The organism is Burkholderia humptydooensis (assembly GCF_001513745.1).
GTDB classification, from domain to species: domain Bacteria; phylum Pseudomonadota; class Gammaproteobacteria; order Burkholderiales; family Burkholderiaceae; genus Burkholderia; species Burkholderia humptydooensis.
Map to the genome: position 1 here is coordinate 298508 of NZ_CP013382.1, position 26502 is coordinate 325009.

Genomic DNA, 26502 nt, shown 5'->3' on the forward strand with positions numbered 1-26502 from the left:
TCGCAGGCGATGAGCGCGGCTGCATGCCGCGCGTAGTGTGTTTCGTCGGCGCAGGCCGTGTACGTCGTTCCATGCCGTTGCAAATCGTCGCGCGTGCACGTGGGCGCGCCGCTTCGATCCCATTTAGCTCCGCCCGCTGCCGGGCTCACGAGGAATCGCCATGTCCGAACCACCGACCGAAGCCGTCCATTCAGACCGCCGAAGACGCGCGGATGCCCGCCCAAGCCCGTGGAGCATCATGCGCCCGGTGCGTGCGCAAATCCGTTTCGCGATGGCCGTCTCGTCGCTCGCGACGCTGCTGAACGTCGCATTCCTGCTGTCGCTCGCATGGACGGTCCGGCAGCTCGTCGAGCGGCCGCATGTCTGGCCGGCGTGGCCGGTCGCGGGCGCCGTCCTGTGCCTCGCCGGCAGCTATTTTCTGCGGCTGGGCGCGTTCAGCCAATCGCACTACGCGGCATTCCGCCTCGAAAAGATCCTGCGCAGCGATCTGGCGGACCGCCTGACGCGCGTGTCGCTCGGCACGCTGCAGCAGGCCGGTGCGGGCGCGCTGTCGAAGGTCATCCACGACGACGTGAAGGCGCTCCACATTTTCGTCGCCGACAGCACGCCGCTCTATGCGCGCGCGTTCGTCGGGCCGGCGTGCACGCTCGTCGTGCTGCTGTGGCTCGACTGGCGGCTCGCCGCCGGCGCGGCCGCGGTGATGGCGATCGGATTCGGCGTGCTGACGCTCGCGATGCGCAACGCCGTCGAGATGAGCCGGCTGTACAACGACGCGCGCGAGCGAGTGAGCGCGGCCGTCATCGAGTTCGTGCAGGCGATGCCTGTCGTGCGCACGTTCGACGCCGGCTATTCGACGTTCGGCCGCTTTCAGCATGCGCTCGACGCATATCTCGACGTGCTGACGCGCTGGTATCGGCAGGCGGGCTTCTCCGCGCGTTTCTCGTTCGCGATGCTCAATCCGCTGCCGACGCTGCTCGTGCTGCTGTGGCTCGGCGCGTGGCTGATCGCGCGCGATGCATCGGATTTCGGCGCGTGGATCGCGGTGCTGCTCGTCGGCACCGGGATGGCGGAAGCGATGATGCCGATGATGATGCTCAATCACATGGTCGACAAGGCGAAGCTGAGCGTCGCGCGGATTCAGCAGACGATGGCGCTGCCGACGCTGCCGATGCCCGTCGATGGGCGCGCGCCGGCCGATGCGAGCGTGACGTTCGAGAATGTCGGCTTCGGCTATGGCGCGCCCGCGGATGCGAAGCCGGGAACCGTGCCCGCCCGCCGCCATGCCGGCCATGACGATGAAGGAGGCGGCAACGGCAACGGTGACGCCCGCGTGCTGCGCAACGTGAGCTTCCACGTCCCGCAGGGCTCGACGACCGCGCTCGTCGGCCCGTCGGGCGCGGGCAAGACGACCGTCGCGCGGCTGATTCCGCGCTTCTGGGACGTCGATGCGGGGCGCGTGCTCGTCGGCGGCGTCGACGTGCGCGACATGACGGCCGACGTGCTGATGTCGCAGCTCGCGTTCGTGTTCCAGGACACGTTCCTGTTCGCCGACACGATCGCGAACAACATCCGCGTCGGCTCGCCGAACCGCACGATGGACGACGTGATCGCGGCAGCGAAGGCCGCGCAGGCGCACGACTTCATCATGTGCTTGCCGAACGGGTACGACACGCTCGCGGGCGAGCGCGGCGCATTCCTGTCGGGCGGGCAGCGGCAGCGCATCACGATCGCGCGCGCGATCCTGCAGAACCGTCCGATCCTCGTGCTCGACGAGGCGACCGCGTTTTCCGATCCGGAAAACGAGGCCGAGCTGATGCGCGCGCTGTCCGCGCTGATGCGCGGCAAGACGGTGATCATGGTCGCGCATCGCCTGTCGACGATTCGTCATGCCGATCAGATTCTCGTGTTCGATCGGGGCGCGCTCGTCGAAGCGGGCCGCCACGACGCGCTGTTGTCGATGCGAGGCGTTTACGCGCGGCTGTGGGACAGCCATGAACGCGCGCAGCGCTGGGCGCTGCGCGGCGGCGCGCAAGAGAATCGGACCGGCATCGAAATGGAGCGCACGCGATGAAACACGAATCGACCGAAACCCGGCGCCCCGCATCGTGGCGCCTGACGTATCGACGACTGACGAGCGTCGCGGGCCCGAATGCAGGCGCGCTGCGCGCGAGCATCGTCGGCCTGTGCATCGCCGCGGCCGCGCAGGGACTCGCGCTTGCCTGCCTGTTTCCGTTGATCGCCGCGATCGTCGACAAGCGGCCGACCGCGTCGGCGCTCGGCTGGCTGAGCGCGATGACGCTGATCGCGGCGTTCGCGACATGCGCGCGCTGGCGCGCGCAAGGCTTCGAATACAACGGGCGAATGGCGTACACGACGCACGCGCTGCGCATGCGGCTCGGCGAGCAACTGCGCCACATGCCGCTCGACCTGCTGCAGGACAAGCGCTCGGGCGAGATGAACGCGCTGCTGCTCGGCAGCGTCGACGAGAACCTCAACTACACGCTCGCGATCGTCAACATGATCGCGCTCGCGACCATTACGCCTTGCGTCGTCGCGCTCGCCACGCTGTTCGTCGACTGGCGCATGGGCCTGATCCTGCTGCTCGTGTTCCCCGCGATCGTGCCGCTTTACCGCTGGCGCCGGCCGGCGCTCGGGCGCGGGATGCGCGCGCTCGCGGACGCGCACAGTCGATTGAACGCCGACATCGTCGAATTCACGCAAGGGCTGCCGGTGCTGCGCGCGGCGTGCAGCGACGCGTCGAAAGCGTCGACGCTCGCCGACGGCTGCGCGAAACTGCTCGATATGCAGACGGCCGCGCATCGCAGGAGCGCGAAGCCGAATCTCATTGTCGCGAGCGTCGTCGAGCTCGGCCTGCAACTCGTCGTCGCGGCGGCCGTCACGTGGGTGGTGATGGGCACGCTCGAACTGTCGGCCGTCGCGGCCGTGATGGTGATCGTCGTGCGTTTCTCCGAGCCGATGGCGACGTTGATCGGCTATACGGCGGTTATCGAGATGATCGAAGCCGCGCTGGAACGCATCGAAGCGCTGCTTGCGATCGAGCCGCTGCCGGCGCGGCAGCCGCCGTGCGTGCCGACCCGCTTCGAGCTGCGTTTCGACGACGTGTCGTTCCGTTACGCGCGCGCGACGGGCGATGCGCTCGGCGGCTTCAGCGCGACGCTGCCGGCGAACGGGATGACGGCGCTCGTCGGTCCGTCGGGTTCAGGCAAGTCGACGATCGCGCGCTTGCTGCTGCGTCATGCCGATCCGCAGCGCGGTTCGATCGAGATCGGCGGCGTCGACATCCGGCAGATTCCGGAAACGGCGCTGAATGCGTTGGTTTCAGTCGTGTTTCAGGACGTCTATCTGTTCGACGACACAGTGCTCGCGAACATTCGCATGGCGCGGCCGGACGCGACCGACGAGGAAGTCGAAGCCGCGGCGCGCGCCGCGCAGTGCCACGAATTCATCGAACGCCTGCCGCTGCGCTGGCAGACGCGGCTCGGCGAGATCGGCGGCAGGCTGTCGGGCGGCGAACGCCAGCGCATCTCGATCGCGCGCGCATTGCTGAAGGACGCGCCGATCGTGATTCTCGACGAGCCCACCGCGGCGCTCGATGTCGAAAGCGAACTGGCGGTGCAGCGTGCGATCGATGCGCTCGTGCGGAACAAGACCGTCGTCGTGATCGCGCATCGCCTGTCGACGATCGTCGGCGCGGACCGGATTCTCGTGATCGACGGCGGGCGGCTCGTGCAGCAGGGGCGGCATGACGAGCTGATCGCGATCGATGGACGCTATCGGGCGATGTGGGAGGCGCAGTATCGGGCGAAGGCGGCGTTCGACGGGTTCGGCGCCGGGCCGGGCGATCGTCTTGCGCTATTGCCGGCGACGACGGATGGCGCGGTGGCGCCAAGCCGCTGACCAGGGCAGGGGCGCTTGACATGCACGCGGCTTCCTTCGGGCGAAATCGCGTGCGATCCGATTGCCGCGATTCGGCGTGGCGGCATGCGCGCGTGCCCGGCCGCGAGTCGCCGCCAGCGGCGCGCGCTTCGTACTCGGCGTCACGAAATGGCCGTACTGGCCGGGCAGCCCGGTCGCGGCGGGCGACGCGCCGATCATCCGCCATGCGTTGTTCCGCGTCGTGCGGAAGTAGATGAACGCTGCCTGCCCGTTACGGGCGCGATCGACAAGCACGACGTATTCACGAGCCAGTTCGTCGAGACCGTTCGCGCCGAGCATCTGCCGCAGGCGCTCGCCATACACGCGCTGCCCGGCGAGCGGCACTTTCAGGCGTCGCGTGATTTCCTGCGCGAACATCGTTTCGATGCCTGTTTTAGGTGCGGTAATGCAACTGACCGGAAACGATCGACCGGCACGTCGACGAATGCTCGTCGCGCCTGAGCGCGGAGTGTATCTCCGCGACGCTGCGTCGAAGTCGCGCCGTCGCGACGGCTGGCACGAACGTGGACGCATGACGGCTGGTCGTGTCCGAAGCAGGCGCGCGCACCGTTTTTCCGGCGACTCGGCATAATGAAGCGTCGCTTTCTTCCATTTATCCGGAGCGCCCCTTGTATCCACCGATCGAACCCTACGCACACGGCTTCCTCGACACCGGCGATGGCCATCGCGTGTATTGGGAGCAGTGCGGCAACCCCGACGGCAAGCCGGCCGTCTTCCTGCACGGCGGCCCGGGCGGCGGCTGCAGCGCCGATCACCGCCGCCTCTTCGACCCCGCGCGCTACAACGTGCTGCTGTTCGACCAGCGCGGCTGCGGCCGCTCGACGCCGCACGCGAGCCTCGAGAACAACACGACGTGGCATCTCGTCGACGACATCGAGCGGCTGCGCGAGATGCTCGGCGTCGAGCGCTGGCTCGTGTTCGGCGGCTCGTGGGGCAGCGCGCTCGCGCTCGCGTATGGCGAGGCGCATCCGGCGCGCGTGACCGAGCTCGTCGTGCGCGGCATCTTCACGGTGCGCCGCTCCGAGCTGCTCTGGTATTACCAGGAAGGCGCGTCGTGGCTGTTTCCGGACCTGTGGGAGGATTTCATCGCGCCCATTCCGCCCGCCGAGCGCGCGGACCTGATCGCCGCGTATCGCCGCCGGCTGACGGGCGACGACGAAGCGGCGAAGCGCGAAGCCGCGCGCGCATGGAGCGTCTGGGAAGGCCGGACGATCACGCTGCTGCCGAACGCCGCGCACGAGGCGCATTTCGGCGACGCGCATTACGCGCTTGCGTTCGCCCGCATCGAAAACCACTACTTCGTTCATCAAGGCTTCATGGAAGACGGGCAGTTGCTGCGCGACGCGCATCGTCTCGCGGACATTCCGGGCGTGATCGTTCAGGGGCGCTACGACGTCGCGACGCCCGCGCGCACCGCGTGGGAGCTCGCGAAGGCGTGGCCGCGCGCGTCGCTCGAGATCGTGCCCGACGCGGGCCACGCGTACGACGAGCCGGGCATCCTGCGCGCGCTGATCGCGGCGACCGACCGCTTCGCGCGCGGGCGCTGATCCGCCGTTCCCGAACCTCGGCGCACGTCGCCGCCGCGCAGCGGTGCGCGCGCCGCTTCGAACATTCGTTCGAAATCCTGCCGAATGTAAGCCGCAGAACAGAGGCGCGTGCGTGCGCATGACGATACTCGAAGCGAGTTCAACGAAGTGCGGCGATTCGCCGGGGCCATCGGCGAAGAGGGGGAATCGTGAACGCAGGTTTCGTGCAGGACCGCATCAATCAAGCCGTCTGGCGCAGCCGCAGCGCGCTGCGCGGATACGGGCGCGCATCCGGCTGGACCGATCCGGGCGAGGCGGCGGCGATCGCGTGGATCGCCGAGCGCGTGCGCGACGAGCCGATTCTCGACGTCGGCGTCGGCGGCGGGCGCACCGTGCCGCTATTGAAGACGATCAGCGCCGACTATACCGCCGTCGACTACACGCCCGAGCTCGTCGAGATCTGCCGGCGCAATCATCCGGGCACGCGCGTCCAGCGAATGGACGCGCGCGACATGTCGGCGTTCGCCGACGAGAGCTTCTCGCTCGTCGTGTTCAGCTACAACGGCATCGACGCGGTCGATCACGATGGCCGGATCGCGATCCTGAAGGAGTTCGCGCGCGTGCTGAGGCCGGGCGGCTTCGCGCTGTTCTCGACGCACAATCTCGCGGGGCCCGGCTATCGCGAAGGGCTGTCGCGGCTCGCCCGCCTGCCGCGGCGCTCGGCGAACCCGCTCGCGATCGCGATCGCGCTCGACGCGGCGAGGATCGCGTATTCGCTGCCGATCGGCGCGTTCAATTATTTCCGCCATTCGCGTTTCAATCGCGCGTTCGACGGCTATGCGATGCGTGTGTGCGCCGCGCACAAGTTCGGGATACTCATCATGTACACCGATTTCGCGACCCAGCAGCGTCAGCTCGCCGACGTCGGCCTGAAGCTGCGCGCGGCGTTCGGCGGATCGACCGGCGAGCCTGTGCGGCGCGATCAGAATCTCGGCGACGAAGCGTGGTTTCACTTCGTCGCGAGCAAGCCGTGCATGTAGGCCGCCGCCGTCGCCGTTGGTTTAACTGTCGCCGCCGCTTTCGCCCTGCAGCGTGAACACCGCCACCGCGCCGTGCAGCGCGTGTGCCTGTTCGGCGAGCGCGTGCGCCGCCGCGGACGCCTCTTCGACGAGCGCCGCGTTCTGCTGCGTCACGTTGTCCATTTGCGCGACCGCGTGATTGACCTGTTCGATGCCGATGCTCTGCTCGTTCGACGCCGACGCGATCTCGCCGACGATGCCCGTCACCTGCCGCACCGAATCGACGATCTCGCCGATGATCCGCCCCGCATCGTCGACGAGCGCGGAGCCCGCGCCGACGCGCTCGGTCGACTGCTCGATCAGCGTCTTGATTTCGCGCGCCGCCGTCGCGCTGCGTTGCGCGAGCGTGCGCACCTCGCCCGCGACGACCGCGAAGCCGCGCCCCTGCTCGCCCGCGCGCGCCGCCTCGACGGCCGCGTTCAATGCCAGGATGTTGGTCTGGAACGCGATGCCGTCGATCACCGCGATGATCTCGGCGACCTTGCCCGAGCTGTCCGCGATGCCGCGCATCGTGTCGACGACCTGGCGCATCACGTCGCCGCCGCGCGTGGCTGTCGTCGATGCGTCGGCGGCAACCGCGCACGCGTGCTGCGCATGCTCGGCGTTGCGGCGCACGGTAGACGTGAGCTCGTCCATGCTGGCCGCCGTTTCCTCGAGCGACGCCGCCTGTTCCTCGGTGCGCGACGACAGATCGAGATTGCCCGACGCGATCTGCGCGCTCGCGGTGGCGACGCCGTCCGCGTTGTGTCGCACGTCGCGCACGACGTGCGACAGGCTCGCCTGCATGTCCTTCAGCGCGGCGAGCAGCTCGGCGATTTCGTCGTCGCCGCGCGCGTCGATCGGCGTCGACAGATCGCCCGTCGCAACCCGCCGCACGCATGCGAGCGCGCGCGACAGCGGCCGCGTGACGGCGCCGCTGAACCAGACGCCTCCGGCGAGCGCGAGCGCGAACACGACGAGCGTCGCGACGATGCTGATCGTCGTTGCGCGCACGGCGTCGCTCGCGGCGTCGGCCGACACGCGCGCGCTGTCGGCGGCGATGTCCTGCGCGGCCTTTTCAAGCAGCTCGGCGGGCGCGCGATCGACGCCCGCGACGGCCTGGTCGCTCGCGGACGGATCGAACCCCGATGCCTTGAATACTTCGAATCCCTTACGATAGCCTTGCCCCATTTCCGCGTGCGCCGACGCGAACTGCTCGATCAGCCTGCGGCTCTCACTGTCCGGCAGCTTCGATTTCAGCTCGGCGGCGAGCGCGTCGACGGTCCGCTCGCGCTGCTGGAACGCGCGCCAGTACTTGTCGAGTTTCGCCGGGTCCTTGCCGCGCAGCAGCGTGTCCTTCCATTCCTGCACTTGCAGCTTGAACGCGGCGAGCATCGCGGATGGCCGCGGTGTTGACATCAATCACGAATGGGGACGAGGGCGCAAGCGAGCTGCGTCGCGCGATCCGGATGCGCGGTGTCGCGCGTCGGCGTCGTGCGTGTTTCGTGCGTGTTTCGCGTGCCGCGAACGGCGAATGACGACGCGGCGAGCGGCCGTTCTCGTGGCAACGCATGTGCGTTCCGTATGTCAACAGACCCTAGGCATCACCGCCTCCGTCGTTGCCGCCACTGCCACTGCCACCGCTACCACCACTACCGCGCCGGCCGCCCCGCGCGCTCCCTTCGCTCGCCGCGAGCTTGCGCCACAGCGTCGTCTTGCTGATGCCGAGCATCGCGCATGTGCGATCGCGATCGCCGCCGCATGCGTCGAGCGCGGCGCGGATCTCGTCGGCTTCCGCGCGCCGGCGGCGCTGCACGAGCGTCGGGCGCCGCGCATCGGCGTCGCCGTCGGCATGGCCGACATTCGCGCCGCCGCCGCGTCCGCCATCGCCGCCCGCCGCGAACGCATCGAGCGCGAGCACCTCGGGCGCGATCGCGCGCAGCGTGTCGACGCTCACGGCCGCGCTGCCGCGCTCGTTTGCGTCGGCGAGCTCCACCGCGATCCGCTCGATCACGTTCTGCAACTCGCGCACGTTGCCGGGCCATCGATAGCGGATCAGCGCGGCGTTCGCGGCATCGAGCGCGCGCGCCGCGTCATTCGCGTCGCGCAGCCGCTCGGCGAGCCGCGGCTCGCGGCGCGCGGCCTGCGCGAGCAGCGTCGCGGCGAGCGCGGGAATGTCGGCCGCGCGCTCGCGCAGCGGCGGCAGCCCGATGTTCAGGATGTTCAGCCGGTAATAGAGATCCGCGCGAAACGTGCCCGCCTCGACGGCCGCGAAGAGCGGCCGGTGCGTCGCCGCGACGACGCGGATGTCGACCGGAACCGGCTCGGTCGAGCCGACGCGCACGACCTCGCGCTCCTGCAGCACGCGCAGCAGCCGGCTTTGCAGCGACGGCGGCATCTCGCCGATCTCGTCGAGAAACAGCGTGCCGCGGTGCGCGGCCTCGAAGAGCCCCGCCTTGCCGCCGCGCCGCGCGCCGGTGAACGCGCCTTCCTCGTAGCCGAACAGCTCGCTCTCCAGCAGCGATTCCGGAAACGCGCCGCAGTTCACCGCGACGAACGGATACTTGCGGCGCGCGGACAGCGCATGCAGGCTCTGCGCGATCATCTCCTTGCCGGTGCCGCTCTCGCCCAGGATCAGCACGGTCGCGTCCGATTTCGCGTAGCGCCGCGCGAGCTCGCGCGCGTGCGCGATCGCGGGCGTCGCGCCGACGACGTCGTCGAGCCGGTAGCGCGCGGTGAACTGCTGCGCGTGCTGATGCGAGCGCAGCGTGCGGTCGAGCCGCTCCACCGCGCGCGATTCCTGGAACGTCAGCACGCTGCCGGGCGCGCCGCCGCTCGCGGCGAGCGGCCCGCGATGGACGACGTAGCGCACGCCGCGCACGGTCGCGAGCGTGTCGCCGTCGGCCGCGCGCAGCGTGCGCAGCTCGGGCGTCAGATCGTGCAGCGCGCGGCCGACGGCGGCCGACGGCGACACGCCGAGCGCGAGCGCGAGCCGCTCGTTGATCGCCTCGACGCGGCCCTCGCGGTCGAGCGCGACGACGCCGTCGCGCAGATGCTGCAGCAGGTTGTCGAGCCGCTCGCGGCGCAGCGCTTCCGCGTGCGTCGCGTGCGCGACTTCGAGCGCCGTGTTGACGGCCGCGCGCACCGACGCGTGCGAATAGACGAACACCGCGCCCATCCCGGCGTTCGCCGCGAGATCGGTGACGAGCCCCGGCCCGACGACGGTCTCGATGCCGCGCTCGCGCATTTCGAGCACGCGCGTTTCCGCCTCCTGCGCGCTCTGGTACGACGCGAACACGATGTCGAGCCCGTATGCGGCCGCGAAGCTGCGCACCTCGGGCGGCGTCTCGCCGTAGCTGACGAGCGCGATCCGGCTCGCGTCGCGCCGCGCGCGGGCGAGCGCGTGCATCACGTCGAAGCCGGTCGGATTGACGAGCACGACGGGCACGCGCACGCGCGCCTTCAGATAGGTGCCGTTCGAGCCGGCGGCGACGATCGCGTCGGGGCGCTCGCCGCCCGCCGTCGCGAGCGCGGTGATCGCTTCCTCGTAGCCGCGCGCGACGATCCGCAGGTCGGCGCGCTCTTCGTATTCGTCGGCGATGTCGCGAAAGAGCGCGCGCAGCCGGCTGATGCCGACCGCCCAGACGCGCGGCCGCACGCCGGTTTCGGGTAGGGTGCTCATGCTGGATGGATGAAGGGCGCGGCGCGCGCCGCGCCCGAACGAAGAGAATCGATGCGGCGCATTATCGCGCATGAATTTCAATTCTGGAATCCGGATTTCGAAATTGAAATCGTCTGATCGGTGCGCCGAATCCGGAAAGCGCGCAGAATCAGCGGGTTAGCGGCCGGCGGCGCGTCTGGCCCGGACCTTGCTATTTATCGGCATCTTTCAGGAGGAGTCGATGGGCAACCCACAACTGATCAGCGCCGGCGCGAAATTCCGCGCGGCGGTCGCGGCCGAGCAGCCGCTGCAGGTGGTCGGCGCGATCACCGCGTACGCCGCGAAGATGGCCGAAGCGGTCGGCTTCAAGGCGGTCTATCTGTCGGGCGGCGGTGTCGCCGCGAACTCGCTCGGCATTCCCGATCTCGGCATCAGCACGATGGACGACGTGCTCGTCGACGCGAACCGGATCACGAACGCGACGAACCTGCCGCTCCTCGTCGACATCGATACCGGCTGGGGCGGCGCGTTCAACATCGCGCGCACGATCCGCTCGTTCATCAAGGCGGGCGTCGGCGCCGTGCACCTCGAGGACCAGGTCGGGCAGAAGCGCTGCGGCCACCGTCCGGGCAAGGAATGCGTGCCGACGGGCGAGATGGTCGACCGGATCAAGGCGGCCGTCGACGCGCGCACCGACGAGACCTTCGTGATCATGGCGCGCACCGACGCGGCGGCGGCCGAGGGCATCGATTCGGCGATCGAGCGCGCGATCGCGTACGTCGAGGCGGGCGCGGACATGATCTTCCCCGAGGCGATGAAGACGCTCGACGACTACCGCCGCTTCAAGGAAGCGGTGAAGGTGCCGATCCTCGCGAACCTGACCGAGTTCGGCTCGACGCCGCTCTTCACGCTCGACGAGCTGAAGGGCGCGAACGTCGACATCGCGCTCTACTGCTGCGGCGCGTATCGCGCGATGAACAAGGCCGCGCTGAACTTCTACGAGACGGTGCGCCGCGACGGCACGCAAAAGGCCGCGGTGCAGACGATGCAGACGCGCGCGGAGTTGTACGAGTATCTCGGCTACTACGCATACGAAGAGAAGCTTGACCAGCTTTTCAGCCAAGGCCGGAACTGATGCACGGAAGCACCGAAGCACGGATTCAAGGATTCGAACCCAGGAGAGTATAAGGATGAGCGAGACGAAGGAAGCAGCAGCAACGGGCGCCGCGAGCGGTTTCAAGCCGAAGAAGTCGGTCGCGCTGTCGGGCGTCGCGGCGGGCAACACCGCGCTGTGCACGGTCGGCAAGACCGGCAACGATCTGCATTATCGCGGCTATGACATTCTCGATATCGCCGGCTCGAGCGAATTCGAGGAGATCGCGCACCTGCTCGTGCACGAGACGCTGCCGAACGTGACGGAACTGGCCGCGTACAAGGCGAAGCTGCGCGCGATGCGCGGCCTGCCCGCGAACGTGAAGGCGGCGCTCGAATGGATTCCGGCGTCCGCGCATCCGATGGACGTGATGCGCACCGGCGTATCGGTGCTCGGCACCGTGCTGCCCGAGAAGGACGACCACAACCTGCCGGGCGCGCGCGACATCGCGGACCGGCTGATGGCGTCGCTCGGCTCGATGCTGCTGTACTGGTATCACTACTCGCACAACGGCCGCCGCATCGAGACGGAAACCGACGACGACTCGATCGGCGGTCACTTCCTGCACCTGCTGCACGGCAAGACGCCGTCGAAATCGTGGGTCGACGCGATGCATACGTCGCTGATCCTGTACGCGGAGCACGAGTTCAACGCGTCGACATTCACGGGCCGCGTGATCGCCGGCACGGGCTCGGACATGTACTCGTCGATCACGGGCGCGATCGGCGCGCTGCGCGGGCCGAAGCACGGCGGCGCGAACGAAGTCGCATACGAGATCCAGAACCGCTACCGCACGCCCGACGAGGCGGAAGTCGACATCCGCCGCCGCGTCGAGAACAAGGAAGTCGTGATCGGCTTCGGCCACCCGGTCTACACGATCTCCGATCCGCGCAACAAGGTGATCAAGGAGGTCGCGCGCAAGCTGTCGAAGGAAGCGGGCGACCTGAAGCTCTTCAGCATCGCCGAGCGGCTCGAATCGGTGATGTGGGCGATCAAGAAGATGTTCCCGAACCTCGACTGGTTCAGCGCGGTGTCGTATCACATGATGGGCGTGCCGACCGCGATGTTTACGCCGCTCTTCGTGATCGCGCGCACGTCCGGCTGGAGCGCGCACATCATCGAGCAGCGGGTCGACAACAAGATCATCCGCCCGAGCGCGAACTACACCGGCCCGGAAGACCTGAAGTTCGTGCCGATCGAGAAGCGCTGATCGGCGGCACCCGGCGGCCGGGCGCGACGCCCGGCCGTTTCGCGACGATCGTTACCCAGTCTGTCCCCACGCAATGAACACTGCCAACCGCAAACCCCTGCCCGGCACGCCGCTCGATTACTTCGACGCGCGCGCCGCCGTCGACGCGATCCGCCCGGGCGCGTACGACACCTTGCCGTACACGTCGCGCGTGCTCGCCGAGAACCTCGTGCGCCGCTGCGACCCGGCGATCCTCGCCGATTCGCTGAAACAGCTCGTCGAGCGCAAGCGCGAGCGCGATTTCCCGTGGTTCCCGGCGCGCGTCGTCTGCCACGACATCCTCGGCCAGACCGCGCTCGTCGATCTCGCGGGCCTGCGCGACGCGATCGCGGAACGCGGCGGCGATCCGGCGAAGGTGAATCCGGTCGTGCCGGTGCAACTGATCGTCGATCACTCGCTCGCCGTCGAGTGCGGCGGCTTCGATCCGGACGCGTTCGCGAAGAACCGCGCGATCGAGGATCGCCGCAACGAGGATCGCTTCCACTTCATCGAGTGGACGAAGAAGGCGTTCGAGAACGTCGACGTGATTCCGCCCGGCAACGGCATCATGCACCAGATCAACCTGGAGAAGATGTCGCCCGTGATCCAGGCGCAGGACGGCGTGGCGTACCCGGACACCTGCGTCGGCACCGACAGCCACACGCCGCACGTCGACGCGCTCGGCGTGATCGCGATCGGCGTGGGCGGCCTGGAGGCGGAGAACGTGATGCTCGGCCGCGCGTCGTGGATGCGGCTGCCGGACATCGTCGGCGTCGAGCTGACCGGCAAGCGCCAGCCCGGCATCACCGCGACCGACGTCGTGCTCGCGCTGACCGAATTCCTGCGCCGCGAGAAAGTGGTCGGCGCGTATCTCGAATTCCGCGGCGAGGGCGCGAAGAGCCTCACGCTCGGCGATCGCGCGACGATCTCGAACATGGCGCCCGAATACGGCGCAACCGCCGCGATGTTCTTCATCGACGGGCAGACGATCGATTACCTGCGCCTGACGGGGCGCAGCGACGAGCAGGTGAAGCTCGTCGAAACCTACGCGAAGGCGGCGGGCCTGTGGGCAGACAGCCTCGCGAACGCGCAATACGAGCGCACGCTGACGTTCGATCTGTCGAGCGTCGTGCGCAACATGGCCGGCCCGTCGAATCCGCACAAGCGGCTGCCGACGTCCGAGCTTGCCGCGCGCGGGATCGCGGGCCGGTGGGAAGAGAAGCCGGGCGAGATGCCCGACGGCGCGGTGATCATCGCCGCGATCACGAGCTGCACGAACACGAGCAACCCGCGCAACGTGATCGCCGCGGCCTTGCTCGCGCGCAACGCGAACGCGCGCGGCCTCGCGCGCAAGCCGTGGGTGAAGAGCTCGCTCGCGCCCGGCTCGAAGGCGGTCGAGCTGTATCTGAAGGAAGCGAACCTGCTGCCGGAGCTGGAGAAGCTCGGCTTCGGCATCGTCGCGTTCGCGTGCACGACCTGCAACGGGATGTCCGGCGCGCTCGATCCCAGGATCCAGCGGGAGATCGTCGAGCGCGACCTGTACGCCACCGCCGTGCTGTCCGGCAACCGCAACTTCGACGGCCGCATCCATCCGTATGCGAAGCAGGCGTTCCTCGCGTCGCCGCCGCTCGTCGTCGCGTACGCGATCGCGGGCACGATCCGCTTCGACATCGAGAAGGACGCGCTCGGCCACGACGCGAACGGCCAGCCCGTCACGCTGAAGGACATCTGGCCGACCGACGAGGAGATCGACGCGATCGTCGCCTCGAGCGTGAAGCCCGGGCAGTTCCGCGCCGTCTACGAGCCGATGTTCGCGCGCGCGGCCGACGCCGGCGAGCGCGCGGCGCCCCTCTACGACTGGCGGCCGCAGAGCACGTACATCCGCCGTCCGCCGTACTGGGAGGGCGCGCTCGCGGGCGAGCGCACGCTCGCGGGCATGCGTGCGCTCGCCGTGCTCGGCGACAACATCACGACCGACCACCTGTCGCCGTCGAACGCGATCCTGCCGACGAGCGCGGCGGGCGAATACCTCGCGAAGATGGGCCTGCCGGAAGAGGACTTCAACTCGTACGCGACGCACCGCGGAGACCACCTGACCGCGCAGCGCGCGACGTTCGCGAATCCGACGCTCGTCAACGAGATGGCGGTCGTCGACGGCGAAGTGAAGAAGGGCTCGCTCGCGCGCGTCGAGCCGGACGGCAGCGTGATGCGGATGTGGGAGGCGATCGAGACCTACATGAACCGCAAGCAGCCGCTCGTCGTGATCGCGGGCGCGGATTACGGCCAGGGCTCGTCGCGCGACTGGGCGGCGAAGGGCGTGCGGCTCGCGGGCGTCGAGGCGATCGTCGCGGAGGGCTTCGAGCGGATCCACCGCACGAACCTGATCGGCATGGGCGTGCTGCCGCTCGAGTTCAAGCCGGGCACGAACCGCACGACGCTTGCGATCGACGGCACCGAGACGTTCGACGTGATCGGCGGGCGCACGCCGCGCGCGGAGCTCACGCTCGTGATCCGCCGCAAGAGCGGCGAGCGCGTGGAGGTGCCCGTCACGTGCCGGCTCGACACGGCCGAGGAAGTGTCGATCTACGACGCGGGCGGCGTGCTGCAGCGCTTCGCGCAGGACTTCCTCGAATCGTCGAAGGCGGCGTGACGGCGCGGTGACGCGCTTCATCGGGCGAACGGGCCCGAATCACTTGCTTTCACTTGCTTTGCATGGGATCGGAGCCGGTGCTGAAGCACTCGCTCCGCTCGACACAGGACCTCACGAATCATGGCCCACGTACCCCAAATCAAGATTCCCGCGACCTACCTGCGCGGCGGCACCAGCAAGGGCGTGTTCTTCCGGCTGCAGGATCTGCCCGAAGCCGCGCGGCAGCCGGGCGCCGCGCGCGACGCGCTGCTCTCGCGCGTGATCGGCAGCCCGGACCCGTACGGCAAGCAGATCGACGGGATGGGCGGCGCGAGCTCGAGCACGAGCAAGACGGTGATCGTCGCGAAGAGCGCGCGGCCCGATCACGATGTCGATTACCTGTTCGGCCAGGTGTCGATCGACAAGCCGTTCGTCGACTGGAGCGGCAACTGCGGCAACCTGTCGGCGGCGGTCGGCCCGTTCGCGATCGCGGGCGGCCTGATCGACCCGGCGCGCGTGCCGGAGAACGGCGTCGCGACCGTGCGGATCTGGCAGGCGAACATCGGCAAGACGATCGTCGCGCACGTGCCGGTCACGAACGGCGCGGTGCAGGAGACGGGCGACTTCGAGCTCGACGGCGTCACGTTCCCGGCCGCCGAAGTGCAGCTCGAATTCATGGACCCGGCGGCCGACGAGGAAGGCGCGGGCGGCGCGATGTTCCCGACGGGCAATCTCGTCGACGATCTCGACGTGCCCGGCGTCGGCACGCTGAAGGCGACGATGATCAACGCGGGCATTCCGACGATCTTCGTCGACGCCGGGGCGATCGGCTACGCCGGCACCGAGCTGCAGGACGCGATCAATTCGGACGCGAAGGCGCTCGCGATGTTCGAGACGATCCGCGCGCACGGCGCGCTGCGCATGGGCCTCATCGCGTCGCTCGACGAGATCGCGACGCGCCAGCACACGCCGAAGGTGGCGTTCGTCGCGAAGCCGGCCGACTACATCGCGTCGAGCGGCAAGCGCGTCGCGGCCGCCGACGTCGATCTGCTCGTGCGCGCGCTGTCGATGGGCAAGCTGCATCACGCGATGATGGGCACGGCGGCTGTCGCGATCGGCGCCGCGGCCGCGATTCCGGGCACGCTCGTGAACCTCGCGGCGGGCGGCGGCGCGCGCCACGCGGTGCGCTTCGGCCATCCGTCGGGCACGCTGCGCGTCGGCGCCGAAGCGAAGCAGGACGGCGGCGAGTGGGCCGTCACGAAGGCGATCATGAGCCGCAGCGCGCGCGTGCTGATGGAGGGCTGGGTGCGCGTGCCGGGCGACGCGTTCTGACGCGGCGGGGCTCGGGCGGCGGCGGCGATCGGGCGTTCGGGCGTTCGGCGGCTTTGCCGCTGCGCGCCCACCCCGAGCCGGGCGCGGCGCGCCGCCGCGCCCTATGCCTTCTCTTCGGCCGCGCCCGGCTCGCGCCCGTCGCCGACCCGGTTGATCGTTCCCTGCGCGACCGCGACGAGCCGCTCGTGGTCGCCGTCGATCACGAACACGTGGCACTGGCAGGTCGCCTGATTCCGCCCCGCATAAATCAGCTTCGCGCGCGCGATCAGCGTGCCGACGACGGCCGGGCGCAGGTAATTGATCTTGTATTCCCCCGTGACGACGCGCGGCCCGAGCGCGAGCGCGCCCGCGAACGTCAGCGCGTTGTCCGCGAGATAGCTGATGACGCCGCCGTGGACGAAGCCGTACTGCTGCCTGAGCTCGTCGCGGATCGGCAGGCGCAGCGACGCCTCGTCGCCGCCGATGTGCACGAGCTCGGTGCCGAGCAGCATGCTGAAGGGTTGCGCGCGCAGGGCGCCGCGCGCGTGGTCCACGATGTCGGTCATCGACGTTCCTTCGCTATCGATTGAATTGATACGTTGAACAATGCGGCGCGGCGCGCGCGCCGCCGATGCAATCCGGCTCTTTGCGCTCCACTCTAGGAAGGGGGCGGGCGATACGCAAGGAAATTCGTCGTGCCGGCGCCCGCTCGCGGCGACGCGCCACGCGCATCGCGCCGGTCATGCGCCCGGCGGGCCACTACCAATTCTGGTAGATAGCGAAAGCGCGCAGGCGAACTAACCTTAGTACGCAGACCAATCGACGACATGAAAGCGCCCCGCCGCGCCGGCGGGCGCACGGGGACAACCGCGTTGCCGCCGTGGACCGACGACGCGCCGGTTCAGAAGGATAACGAATGGCAAATCACGGGCTGCGAGCAGCACGTCACGAGACACCGTGTCGCCGCGCGGCGGCGAACGCGTCATTCATCGACGAATTTCCCGATCCTGCGCACATACGACAGCCGGAGGCACTTCGCCGCTGCAGGAGAGATCGCGGGGCTGTCGACCATCGTCCATTTTCAGCGAGGAAAACATGAGTCAAGCACACGGTCATCCGGTCACGCCTTACGGCGTCGCGATCCATCAGGCGATCGCGGACGGCGATCTCGCGCAGATGAAGTCGCTGCGCACGCAGGCACAGGCGCTGCTCGGCCAGCAAGGCAATCTCGCCACCGCGCTCGAGCTCCTCGAAATCGAGATCGCCAGGCTCGAACGGAGCAAGTAGCCGCGCGTCCGCCGCCTCGGCCCGCCGTGTCGCCGCGGAGGCGTTTCAGCGTGTCGTCGTCGTTCAACCACTCGCGTCAAGGAGACTCACATGTCCGAAGATCTTCGCGTCGGTCTTTTTGCGGTTCGCTACTTCGTCGGCACCGGGCTGCCCGGCGCGCCGCAGCTCGTGCTCAATCTGGTGGTCGACACGGCCGAACACAGCGTCGTCGGCGCCGCGGCGATCTCGCAGGCCGTGAGCCCGCCGCTGCACTTCCATGCCGATGTCTGGGGCACCTACGTGTTCCGGCTCGGCCCGCCGCCGCGCCGCGACGGCAGCGGCGCGATCGTGCAGATCGCGCTGCAGGGCAACCAGGGCGGGCCGCACTCGAATTCGATGATCACGTTCTACGGCGATCTGCTGCTGAAGGGCGACGGCAAGACGGGCATCGCGTCGTACCGCTACTACTCGAACGGCACCTGGCACGAAGTCGAGAACGTGCCGGTCAAGGCCGACCCCGAACTCGTGCCGCTCGAGCCGGGGCCCGTCATCGGCGGATCTCCGCGGACCGCGTACGGGCCGGTGCCGTTGTACGGAGTGACGATCCAGTATGCGGCGGCGTCCGGCGATCTCGCGCACATGAAGACGCTCGCCACCTATGCGCGGCAGCAACTGGACAGCCACGACGACATCGCGGCCGCGCTGGCCGCGCTGAAGACGGAAATCGCCAGGCTCGAAAGCCGGCAGTGAGCGGCACGGCCTTGCATCGACATCATTCGTTCATCTTCGTGGAGCAAACGTCATGGCTACTACCGGCCTCTTTCCCGTTCAACTTCGCGTTGCGACGCCCAATCTCGGCGCGCCCGTCCTCTGGCTGTATCTGCTCGTCAATGCTGTGGAGAAGACCGTTTCGGGCTTCGCCCGCATCACCCAGCCGATCTATCCGCCGCCGCATTTCCGCGCGCGCGTCGTCGGACAGTTCCATCAAGTGAGGATCGATCCCCTGGCGCCGCCGTCGATCGCGCTCACCCTCACGGGCAGCCCGACCGGCCCCATCGCGCCGCAGGTCGTGATCCTGGAGCTCAATGGGCTGCTGAACGACGACTGGCAATCGGGCACGGCGAACTACCGCTACTTCTACGAAGGCCGCTGGCATTCGATCGAGCACGCGATCGTGTCGAAGGACAACTCGCTGATCCCGCTCGATCCGCCGCACGAGCACGTGGTGCCGATGTACGGCGTCGGCCTGCAGGAAGCGAGGGCGTCCGGCGACCTGAGCCGGATGAAGGCGATCGCGCAGCAGGCCGAGCAGCAGCTCGCCGATCACGACGCGATCGCCGCCGAGCTCGAGACGCTCGAAGCGGAAATCGCGCGGCTCGAAGCGCGCCGCTGAGCGCGCCCGCGCCGCTTGCCGCACGCGCGGGCCCGTCCGCGCGTGCGGCCGCCACCGTCCCACAAGGAGACATCGACATGAGCACAACGGACGCGCGCCCGGCCCGCTACCTGATCGACAGCGACTATCAACGCTTCGTCCCGGTTCATGCCGTTTGGGAAATCACGCTCGCCTGCGATCTCAAGTGCCTACATTGCGGTTCGCGGGCGGGGCGCCGGCGGACCAACGAGCTGAGCACGGCCGAATGCCTCGAAGTGATCGAGGCGCTCGCGCGGCTCGGCACGCGCGAAGTCTCGCTGATCGGCGGCGAGGCGTATCTGCGCAAGGACTGGACGCAACTGATCCGCGCGATCCGCTCGCACGGCATGTATTGCGCGATCCAGACGGGCGGCCGCAATCTGACGCCGAAGCGCCTGGCGGAAGCGGTCGACGCGGGCCTGAACGGCGTCGGCGTGTCGCTCGACGGGCTCGCGCCGCTGCACGACAAGGTGCGCAACGTGCCGGGCGCGTTCGAGCGCGCGCTCGACACGCTGCGCCGCGCGCGCGACGCGGGCCTCGCGGTGAGCGTCAACACGCAGATCGGCGCGCAGACGATGGCGGACCTGCCCGCGCTGATGGACACGATCATCGAACTCGGCGCGACGCACTGGCAAATCCAGTTGACGGTCGCGATGGGCAACGCGGTCGACAACGACGAGGTGCTGCTGCAGCCGTACCGGCTGGCCGAGCTGATGCCGCTCCTCGCGAAGCTGTATACGGACGGCGTGAGCCGCGGGCTGCTGATGACGGTCGGCAACAACATCGGCTATTACGGGCCGTACGAGCACCTCTGGCGCGGCTTCGGCGACGAGCGCGTGCACTGGACCGGCTGCGCGGCCGGCCAGACCGTGATCGCGCTCGAAGCGGACGGCACGGTGAAGGGCTGCCCGTCGCTCGCGACGGTCGGCTTCTCCGGCGGCAACGTGCGCGACATGTCGCTCGAGGACATCTGGCGCACGAGCGAGGGCATCCATTTCGGCCGGCTGCGCTCGGTCGACGATCTGTGGGGCTTCTGCCGCACCTGCTACTACGCGGACGTGTGCCGCGGCGGCTGCACGTGGACCTCGCATTCGCTGCTCGGCAAGCCGGGCAACAATCCGTACTGCCACTATCGCGTGCTCGAGCTGCAGAAGCAGGGGCTGCGCGAGCGGATCGAGAAGGTGCAGGACGCGGGCCCGGCGTCGTTCGCGGTAGGCCGCTTCGATCTCGTGACCGAGCGCATCGCCGATGGCGAGCCGGTGTCGAGCATCGTCCGCTCGGGGCAGGTGATCGAGCTCGCCTGGAAGAACAAGGGCAAGCGCTCGCCGGACGTCGGGCGCGTGCCGTCGAGAATGAAGCTGTGCCGCAACTGCGACGGCTACGTGCATGCGAGCGAGCATACCTGTCCGCATTGCGGCAGCGACATCGACGCGGCGGCGCGCGCCCACGAGCAGGACACGCGGCGCCGGCACGCGCTGATGAACGACCTGGAGCGTCTGCTCGGCCTGTCGGCGTCGACGTTCGACGGCGCGTGACGCTCGCGAGGCCGGACGCGCTCGCGCCCGGCCTCGCCGTTTCGGCGGACGCCGGGCGACCAGAGAGCCCCCGCGCCGCGTAGGTGATCGCTCAAGTCCGCCGCCGAAATGCCGCTAACGCCAAGGCAGCATCTTTTCTTGGCTCTAACGGAATTTCATGTTCAGCAAAATCAAGCTCGCATCCGGCCTGCTCGGCGTGCTCGTCGTCTTCTGCCTGTTTCTGATCGCGGTCGAGGGGCTCGGCTTCTGGTCGCTGTCCGCGTCGCGCAGCAATGTCGACGATCTATCCAACGTCGCGATCAAGCAGGTCGACGCGACGACCGTCGCGACCCAGCACATGCTCGACGCTCGCACCAACCTGTCGCGCGCCAGCACGCGGATGGTGAAGGGCGATCCGATGCCCACCGAGACGCTCCAGCACGTGCGCGACCAGCTCGCGCTCGCCGATCGCGCGTTCGCCGCCTTCACGGCCGCGCCGACGATCAGCGCCGAGAACACCGAGCGCGCGGCGGCGCTCACCGAGCGCTACCGCAAGTACCACGCGGCGCTCGTCGATCTCGCGCAGTTCCTCGAATCCAACAACATGCAGGCGTTTCTCGATCAGCCGACGCAGCAGATCCAGGACGCGTATCTCGGCGAGTTGCGCACGTTCTCCGAATTCAGCGGCCGCACGAGCGAGCACGCGCTCGGCATGATCGACACCGGGATGCGCTGGTTCGAGACGGTCGGCGCGGTGCTGCTCGCGCTGATGTTCGCATGCATCGCGGGGATCTACGCCGTCGCGCGGCGCGCGGTGGTCGCGCCGCTCGCGCAGACGGGCGTGCATTTCGAGCAGATCGCGCAAGGCCGCCTCGACGGGAGGGTGGCGCCGCACGGCATCCACGAAATCGAGCGGCTGCTGCGCGGGCTCGCCGAGATGCAGGCGAGCGTCGCGGGCACCGTGCGCGTCGTGCGCAACGCGTCGAACGCGATCCACCTCGGCGCGGCCGAGATCGCGAGCGGCAACGCGGACCTGTCCGCGCGCACGTCGAGCCAGGCCGCGTCGCTCGAGCAAACGGCGGCGAGCATGGAGGAGCTGACCGCCACCGTGCGGCAGAACAGCGACAGTGCGCGCGCGGCGAGCGCGCTCGCCGACGACGCGCTGCGAACGACGAAGAACGGCGGCGCGATCGTCGACGACGTGATCGACAAGATGCACGGCATCGCGCGCAGCTCGGGCCGGATCGCGGAGATCATCGCGGTGATCGACGGGATCGCATTCCAGACCAACATCCTCGCGCTGAACGCGGCCGTCGAGGCGGCGCGCGCGGGCGAGGAGGGGCGCGGCTTCGCGGTGGTCGCGGGCGAGGTGCGCGCGCTCGCGCAGCGCAGCGCGCAGTCGGCCAAGGAGATCAAGCTGCTGATCGAGGAATCGGTCACGCAGATCGACGGCGGCTCCGAACTCGTCGAGCGCGCGGGCGAGGCGATGCGCTCGGTGTCCGCGTCGATCGAGCGGGTCGCGCAGACGATGGCCGAGATCACGGCCGCATCGATCGAGCAGAGCGCGGGGATCGAGCAGGTCAACCAGGCGGTCACGCAGATGGAGCAACTGACGCAGCAGAACGCGGCGCTCGTCGAGGAAGTCGCGGCGGCGGCCGGCTCGCTCAACGAGCAAACCGAGCAGTTGCAGCAGTCGGTCTCGGTGTTCGAGCTCGGCGACGCGCGCGAGCGCCGGCCCGCCGGCGGCGCGGCGCTCGCCGGCGCGGGCGCGCCGCAGCTCGCGGGCGCATAGTCGCGCATGCATCGGGGGCGCGGGGCGGGCGGGACGGATCGCGCATCATCGTTCGCGCCGCCCGTCTCGCATCGGGGGCGCGCTCATGCGGCCCGCCCCGGCTTCGCGCCGACGAGCAGCCGCACCACGACGGCCGCCGCGAGCGCGAACGCGCCGCTCACGCCCAGCGCGACCGCGAAGCCGCTCGCGAAGCCCGCGGGCGCGATTCGCGCGAGCGCCGCGCCCGTGCGCGGCGGCAGGCCGCGTACCGCCTGCGCGAGATCGCCCGCGAGCAGGCTCGACATGAAGTGCGCGTCGAGCGCGCCGAGCAGCTCCGGCGCGTGCGCGACGCGCGCGGCGAGCGCCGCGTGGGTCCGCGCGGCGAGCACCGCGCCGAGCACGCCGACCGACATCACGATTGCGGAAAAACGCGTCGTCGTGCTGATCCCGGACGCCATCCCGGTCCGCTCCGGCGGCACGCACGCCATGATCGCCTTTTGCGTGTCGCCGTTGAGGATGCCCGCGCCGCAGCCGGTGATCAGCATGCCGAGCGCGACGGGCCCGTAATGCGACGCGCCCGCGAGCGCGGCGGTCGCGACATTGCCGATGCCGATCAGCGCGAGCCCGCCGCCGAGCACGGTCGCGGCCGGCGCGCGCGCCGACAGCGCCGCGCCGAGCGACGGCCCGACGATCATCGCGAGCGCGAACGGCAGCATGCCGAGCCCCGCGCCGATTGCCGACATCCCGAAGCCGATCTGCAGATAGAGCGGCAGGAACGTCATCATCACCTGCGCGCACGCCGCGTAGCCGAACATCGCAAGCAGCGCGCCGACGAAGCGCGGCTCGCGAAACAGCGTGAGATCGATCACCGGACGTCGCTGCCAGCGCTCGGCGGCGACGAACGCCGCGACGAGCGCCGCGCTCGCCGCGAAGCGCGCGAGCGTGCCGGGCGCGGTCCAGCCGCGCGACGGCGCGTCGATCAGCGCCCAGATGCCGAGCGCGAGCGCCGAGCCGAACAGCACGCTGCCCGGCGCGTCGATGCGCTTCGCGTGCGGATCGCGCGATTCGTCGATCGTCGCGCAAACGGCCGCGGCGAGCGCGACACACACCGGCAGGTTCAGCAGGAAGATCCAGCGCCATCCGATCCATTGCGCGATCGCGCCGCCGACGAGCGGCGCGACCGTCGTCGCGATGCCCATGCACATGCCCCAGATCGCCCACGCGCGCGCGCGGTCGCGGCCGTCGGGGAAGCGGTTCGCGATCACGGCGAGCGCCGACGTCAGCAGCATCGCGGCGCCGACGCCCTTGACCGCGCGCGCGACGTTGAGCAACGCGGCCGACGGCGCGAGCCCGCAGCCGAGCGACGCGACGAAGAACACCGCGAGCCCGGCGAGCAGCACGCGCCTGCGGCCCGCGCGGTCGGCGAGGCCGCCCGCCGGCAGCAGACAGGCGGCGAACGCGGTCATGTACGCGCTCACGACCCATTCGATGTCCGCGAAGCTCGCGTGGAACGTGCGGGCGATCGACGGCAGCGACACCGCGACGACGTTCGTGTCGAGCACGATCAGCGAGCAGGCCGCGGACGCGGTGGCGAGCGCGCGCCACGCGGTGCTGCGGCGGGCGTGCGCGAGCGCCGCGGAGCCGGGCGCGGATGCGGGGGCGGGGGCAGACGCGGAGGCGGCGGGCGAGCCGCAAGCGTGACGGAGGGGCTCGATCGGAGCGGGGCGGGAAGGCGCGTCGTGCATGCCGGACACCATGATGCGAAGGGGAGAGCGGCATGTTAGGCTCAGCGGTTGTTGCGTGTCATTGCTACAGAAATCCATCTTTATTGCTTGATGAAGCAATAAGCGGGAGCAATAAATGGATCGCCTCGAACTGCGCCACGTCCGGGCGTTTCTCTGCGTCGCGCGGCATCTGCACTTCGCGCGCGCGGCGGACGAGCTCGACGTCGCGCCGCCCGCGCTGACGCGGCTCATCCAGGATGCGGAGCGGCTTCTCGGCGTGCGGCTCTTTCATCGCACGCGGCGCTCGGTCGCGCTGAGCGCGGCGGGTGCGGTCTACCTCGGCGAAGCGCAGGCGGCGCTCGCGCATCTCGCGCGCGGCCGCGAGCTGGCGGCGCTTGCCGAGCGCGGCGAAATCGGGCGGATCGAGGTTGGGTACGTGTCGTCGGCCGCGTATGCGGGCGTGCTGCAACGCACGGTCGGCGCGTTTCGCGACGCGCATCCGCGCATCGGCGTCGACGTGCGCGAAGTGCCGATGGGCGATGTCGCCGCGCAGCTCGACGCTGGCACGCTCGACGTCGCATACGTGCGCCCGCCGCTGCCGCTGCCGGACGGCGTGTCGACGCACACAGTGCACCGCGACGTGTTCGTCGTCGCGGTGCACGAGCATTCGCCGCTCGCGGCGCGCGCGTCGATCCGGCCGGCCGCGCTCGCGGGCGAGCGCTTCGTCGTGCCCGAGCAGGCGCTCGGCACGCTGGAGGTGGCGCGCCGCGGGCGTTTCGAGCCGGTCGTCGACGCGCGGCCGGGCGCGCTCGTCGCGGTGCTCGCGCACGTGTCGGTCAGCGGAGCCGCCGCGATCGTGCCGCAGTCGCTCGTCGGCTGCGTGTCGCTGCCGGGCGTCGCGTACCGGCCGATCGAAGGCAAGCCGATTCCGTCGGAAGTGGCGATTGCGTATCGCAAGCACGAGAAGGCGCCCGCGGTGCGCGCGTTCGTGCGGTACGTGCGGCAGGCGGCGCTTTAGCGCAGGGGCGCGCGCGGTTGCATGTGCTCCGGCGGCGATGTCAGTCGACGCACGTCACGCGCCTCGCGCGCGGCGCGTCACGCTCCCGCAGGCAACGACGCGTATGCGGTCGCGAGGTGATACGGCGTCGTCGACGGCATGTCCGCGCGCGACACGCCGCCCTGCGCGGTCCTGCATTCGTACCAGCCGCGCGGATGCAGGAACCGCTCGGCAAAGCGCGCGATCTGACGGGCGAGCGCGTCCGGCTCGCCGCCGTGCGTCGCGAGCGCGCGCAGATATTCGGTCTGCGCCCAGATCCGCTGCGTGCCGTCCAGGCATGCGCCGCGCGCGTCGGTCGCCGCGCAGACGCCGCCCGTGTCCGGATCGACGCCGTGCCGTTGCGCGAACGCGTATGCACGCGCGAGCGCGTCGGGCAGGCCGGTCGACGCGAGCCGCGCGCCCGCCGCGCTGACGAGATAGAACCACTCGAACTGATGGCCGGGCTCGAAGCGATTGTCGGCGCAGCCGAGCGGCAGCTCCGCGACGCAGCCGGTATGCGGATCGACGAACGTGCGCTCGACCGCCTGCGCGGTGCGCAGCAGCGCGTCGTCGAACGCGGTCTCGCCGAACGCGCGGCTCGCGGCGAGCCAGCCTTCGGTCAGGTGCATCAACGGATTCTGCAGCGGGCCGCCCGCCGTCGCGGCGAAGTCGTCGCTGCGCGCGGAGTCGAGGAGCGCGCTGCCCGGTTGCGGCGCGAAGCGCTCGACGATCAGCGCCGCCGCGCGTTGCGCGACGTCGCGCGCGTCGCGATTGCCGGACGCCGCGAAATATTCGGCGCACGCGAACACGACGAACGCGTGCGTATACAGATCCTTCGTGCGGTCGAGCGGCGCGCCCTGCGCATCGACGCTGTAGAACCAGCCGTCGTGGCGAGGATCGCGAAAGTGGCGGCACAATGCGGCAAAGAGCGTGTGCGCGTGCTGGGCGTCGCCCGCCTGCGAGAACACGAACAACTGGCGCGCGCACGCCATCGCGCGATAGCGGGTGACGGGCAGCGGCGCGTGCGTGTCCGGCGCGACGGCCTCGAACGGCAGTTGCAGCGCCGGGTTGAAGCCGGGTCCGCGCCAGAGCGGCAAGACGATTTGCGCGAAGTGGCGGCGCAATCGGGCGGCCTGGTCGGAAACGGAGACGAGTGCGGACATGACGGATGACGACGCGGTTGACAGTGGAAGAACGCGGCACCGCGCGCGCGGGCCGAGCGGCAAGGATAAAGCATGCGGCCCGCCGCCGTCGAAC

The 26502-nt window shown here is 69.6% G+C and carries 18 protein-coding genes and 2 pseudogenes; 14 read left to right on the top strand and 6 right to left on the bottom strand.

Annotated features, from left to right (window positions below; translation table 11 throughout):
• The first annotated feature begins 238 nt into the window (after window positions 1–238).
• Together AQ610_RS20655 and AQ610_RS20660 are read left to right on the top strand one after the other, a co-directional pair.
• The gene (locus AQ610_RS20655; protein WP_009917149.1) at window positions 239–2071 is read left to right on the top strand and encodes an ABC transporter ATP-binding protein; all 1833 of its coding nucleotides are present in this window, start codon (window positions 239–241) and stop codon (window positions 2069–2071) included.
• Window positions 2068–3918 (top strand): ABC transporter ATP-binding protein, encoded by a 1851-nt coding sequence (locus tag AQ610_RS20660; protein WP_006029101.1) that lies wholly within the window; start codon window positions 2068–2070, stop codon window positions 3916–3918. The genes AQ610_RS20655 and AQ610_RS20660 overlap by 4 nt, the downstream gene beginning before the upstream one ends.
• A gap of 135 nt (window positions 3919–4053) precedes the next feature.
• On the opposite strand, the pseudogene AQ610_RS37525 reads toward AQ610_RS20660, so the two are convergent.
• A pseudogene (locus AQ610_RS37525) lies at window positions 4054–4344 on the bottom strand (hypothetical protein); the annotation flags it as partial.
• Between the two features lie 221 nt (window positions 4345–4565).
• Here AQ610_RS37525 and pip point away from each other — a divergent pair.
• On the top strand, window positions 4566–5504 hold the full coding sequence (gene pip, locus AQ610_RS20670) for a prolyl aminopeptidase (protein WP_006029098.1): 939 nt from the start codon (window positions 4566–4568) through the stop codon (window positions 5502–5504).
• A gap of 188 nt (window positions 5505–5692) precedes the next feature.
• Complete coding sequence (locus AQ610_RS20675; RefSeq protein WP_006029097.1) at window positions 5693–6523, top strand: class I SAM-dependent methyltransferase; 831 nt, start codon at window positions 5693–5695, stop codon at window positions 6521–6523.
• 21 nt (window positions 6524–6544) lie between these two features.
• Here AQ610_RS20675 and AQ610_RS20680 read toward each other — a convergent pair.
• Window positions 6545–7942 (bottom strand): annotated as a pseudogene (locus AQ610_RS20680) (methyl-accepting chemotaxis protein); the annotation flags it as partial.
• Between the two features lie 196 nt (window positions 7943–8138).
• Window positions 8139–10223, bottom strand: a complete 2085-nt coding sequence (prpR, locus tag AQ610_RS20685) for a propionate catabolism operon regulatory protein PrpR (protein WP_043283206.1) — start codon at window positions 10221–10223, stop codon at window positions 8139–8141.
• A 220-nt stretch (window positions 10224–10443) separates the two neighbouring features.
• Between prpR and prpB the strand changes: the two genes are divergently transcribed.
• The 4 genes from prpB to prpF all read left to right on the top strand — a co-directional run bounded on the left by prpB (window position 10444) and on the right by prpF (window position 16544).
• Complete coding sequence (prpB, locus tag AQ610_RS20690; RefSeq protein WP_009914176.1) at window positions 10444–11337, top strand: methylisocitrate lyase; 894 nt, start codon at window positions 10444–10446, stop codon at window positions 11335–11337.
• A gap of 55 nt (window positions 11338–11392) precedes the next feature.
• Window positions 11393–12565 (top strand): bifunctional 2-methylcitrate synthase/citrate synthase, encoded by a 1173-nt coding sequence (gene prpC, locus AQ610_RS20695; RefSeq protein ID WP_006029093.1) that lies wholly within the window; start codon window positions 11393–11395, stop codon window positions 12563–12565.
• Between the two features lie 73 nt (window positions 12566–12638).
• Complete coding sequence (gene acnD / locus AQ610_RS20700; protein WP_006029092.1) at window positions 12639–15233, top strand: Fe/S-dependent 2-methylisocitrate dehydratase AcnD; 2595 nt, start codon at window positions 12639–12641, stop codon at window positions 15231–15233.
• Window positions 15234–15353: 120 nt separating this feature from the next.
• Window positions 15354–16544 (top strand): 2-methylaconitate cis-trans isomerase PrpF, encoded by a 1191-nt coding sequence (gene prpF / locus AQ610_RS20705; RefSeq protein WP_006029091.1) that lies wholly within the window; start codon window positions 15354–15356, stop codon window positions 16542–16544.
• Between the two features lie 101 nt (window positions 16545–16645).
• On the opposite strand, the gene AQ610_RS20710 is transcribed toward prpF, so the two are convergent.
• Complete coding sequence (locus tag AQ610_RS20710) at window positions 16646–17089, bottom strand: PaaI family thioesterase (RefSeq protein ID WP_006029090.1); 444 nt, start codon at window positions 17087–17089, stop codon at window positions 16646–16648.
• 529 nt (window positions 17090–17618) lie between these two features.
• Between AQ610_RS20710 and AQ610_RS20715 the strand changes: the two genes are divergently transcribed.
• The 5 genes from AQ610_RS20715 (at window position 17619) to AQ610_RS20735 (ending at window position 22506) form a co-directional block, all read left to right on the top strand.
• Window positions 17619–17810: a DUF1843 domain-containing protein gene (locus tag AQ610_RS20715; RefSeq protein WP_006029089.1), complete on the top strand. Its 192-nt coding sequence runs from the start codon at window positions 17619–17621 to the stop codon at window positions 17808–17810.
• Between the two features lie 90 nt (window positions 17811–17900).
• Entirely contained in the window at window positions 17901–18539 is a 639-nt protein-coding gene (locus AQ610_RS20720; RefSeq protein WP_006029088.1) for a DUF1842 domain-containing protein, read from the top strand.
• 52 nt (window positions 18540–18591) lie between these two features.
• Complete coding sequence (locus AQ610_RS20725) at window positions 18592–19182, top strand: DUF1842 domain-containing protein (protein WP_006029087.1); 591 nt, start codon at window positions 18592–18594, stop codon at window positions 19180–19182.
• A 77-nt stretch (window positions 19183–19259) separates the two neighbouring features.
• Complete coding sequence (locus tag AQ610_RS20730) at window positions 19260–20735, top strand: GDL motif peptide-associated radical SAM/SPASM maturase (RefSeq protein WP_006029086.1); 1476 nt, start codon at window positions 19260–19262, stop codon at window positions 20733–20735.
• A 157-nt stretch (window positions 20736–20892) separates the two neighbouring features.
• Window positions 20893–22506 (top strand): methyl-accepting chemotaxis protein, encoded by a 1614-nt coding sequence (locus AQ610_RS20735; protein WP_006029085.1) that lies wholly within the window; start codon window positions 20893–20895, stop codon window positions 22504–22506.
• A gap of 83 nt (window positions 22507–22589) precedes the next feature.
• Here the strand turns inward: AQ610_RS20735 and AQ610_RS20740 are convergent, their stop codons facing one another.
• Complete coding sequence (locus AQ610_RS20740; protein WP_043283204.1) at window positions 22590–24308, bottom strand: MFS transporter; 1719 nt, start codon at window positions 24306–24308, stop codon at window positions 22590–22592.
• Window positions 24309–24345: 37 nt separating this feature from the next.
• Between AQ610_RS20740 and AQ610_RS20745 the strand changes: the two genes are divergently transcribed.
• Window positions 24346–25227: a LysR family transcriptional regulator gene (locus AQ610_RS20745; protein WP_006029083.1), complete on the top strand. Its 882-nt coding sequence runs from the start codon at window positions 24346–24348 to the stop codon at window positions 25225–25227.
• Window positions 25228–25304: 77 nt separating this feature from the next.
• On the opposite strand, the gene AQ610_RS20750 is transcribed toward AQ610_RS20745, so the two are convergent.
• Entirely contained in the window at window positions 25305–26408 is a 1104-nt protein-coding gene (locus tag AQ610_RS20750; protein ID WP_006029082.1) for an AGE family epimerase/isomerase, read from the bottom strand.
• Window positions 26409–26502 lie beyond the last annotated feature (94 nt).

What these genes read in the sequence shown, in the direction of transcription:
- AQ610_RS20720 (WP_006029088.1), top strand. Translation starts at nt 17,901, where the DNA reads ATGTCCGAAGATCTTCGCGTCGGTCTTTTTGCGGTTCGCTACTTCGTC.
- AQ610_RS20725 (WP_006029087.1), top strand. Translation starts at nt 18,592, where the DNA reads ATGGCTACTACCGGCCTCTTTCCCGTTCAACTTCGCGTTGCGACGCCC.
- AQ610_RS20730 (WP_006029086.1), top strand. Translation starts at nt 19,260, where the DNA reads ATGAGCACAACGGACGCGCGCCCGGCCCGCTACCTGATCGACAGCGAC.
- acnD (WP_006029092.1), top strand. Translation starts at nt 12,639, where the DNA reads ATGAACACTGCCAACCGCAAACCCCTGCCCGGCACGCCGCTCGATTAC.
- AQ610_RS20660 (WP_006029101.1), top strand. Translation starts at nt 2,068, where the DNA reads ATGAAACACGAATCGACCGAAACCCGGCGCCCCGCATCGTGGCGCCTG.
- AQ610_RS20655 (WP_009917149.1), top strand. Translation starts at nt 239, where the DNA reads ATGCGCCCGGTGCGTGCGCAAATCCGTTTCGCGATGGCCGTCTCGTCG.
- AQ610_RS20750 (WP_006029082.1), bottom strand. Translation starts at nt 26,408, where the DNA reads ATGTCCGCACTCGTCTCCGTTTCCGACCAGGCCGCCCGATTGCGCCGC.
- AQ610_RS20715 (WP_006029089.1), top strand. Translation starts at nt 17,619, where the DNA reads ATGAGTCAAGCACACGGTCATCCGGTCACGCCTTACGGCGTCGCGATC.
- prpF (WP_006029091.1), top strand. Translation starts at nt 15,354, where the DNA reads ATGGCCCACGTACCCCAAATCAAGATTCCCGCGACCTACCTGCGCGGC.
- prpR (WP_043283206.1), bottom strand. Translation starts at nt 10,223, where the DNA reads ATGAGCACCCTACCCGAAACCGGCGTGCGGCCGCGCGTCTGGGCGGTC.
- AQ610_RS20710 (WP_006029090.1), bottom strand. Translation starts at nt 17,089, where the DNA reads ATGACCGACATCGTGGACCACGCGCGCGGCGCCCTGCGCGCGCAACCC.
- AQ610_RS20745 (WP_006029083.1), top strand. Translation starts at nt 24,346, where the DNA reads ATGGATCGCCTCGAACTGCGCCACGTCCGGGCGTTTCTCTGCGTCGCG.
- AQ610_RS20735 (WP_006029085.1), top strand. Translation starts at nt 20,893, where the DNA reads ATGTTCAGCAAAATCAAGCTCGCATCCGGCCTGCTCGGCGTGCTCGTC.
- prpC (WP_006029093.1), top strand. Translation starts at nt 11,393, where the DNA reads ATGAGCGAGACGAAGGAAGCAGCAGCAACGGGCGCCGCGAGCGGTTTC.
- prpB (WP_009914176.1), top strand. Translation starts at nt 10,444, where the DNA reads ATGGGCAACCCACAACTGATCAGCGCCGGCGCGAAATTCCGCGCGGCG.
- AQ610_RS20740 (WP_043283204.1), bottom strand. Translation starts at nt 24,308, where the DNA reads ATGGATTTCTGTAGCAATGACACGCAACAACCGCTGAGCCTAACATGC.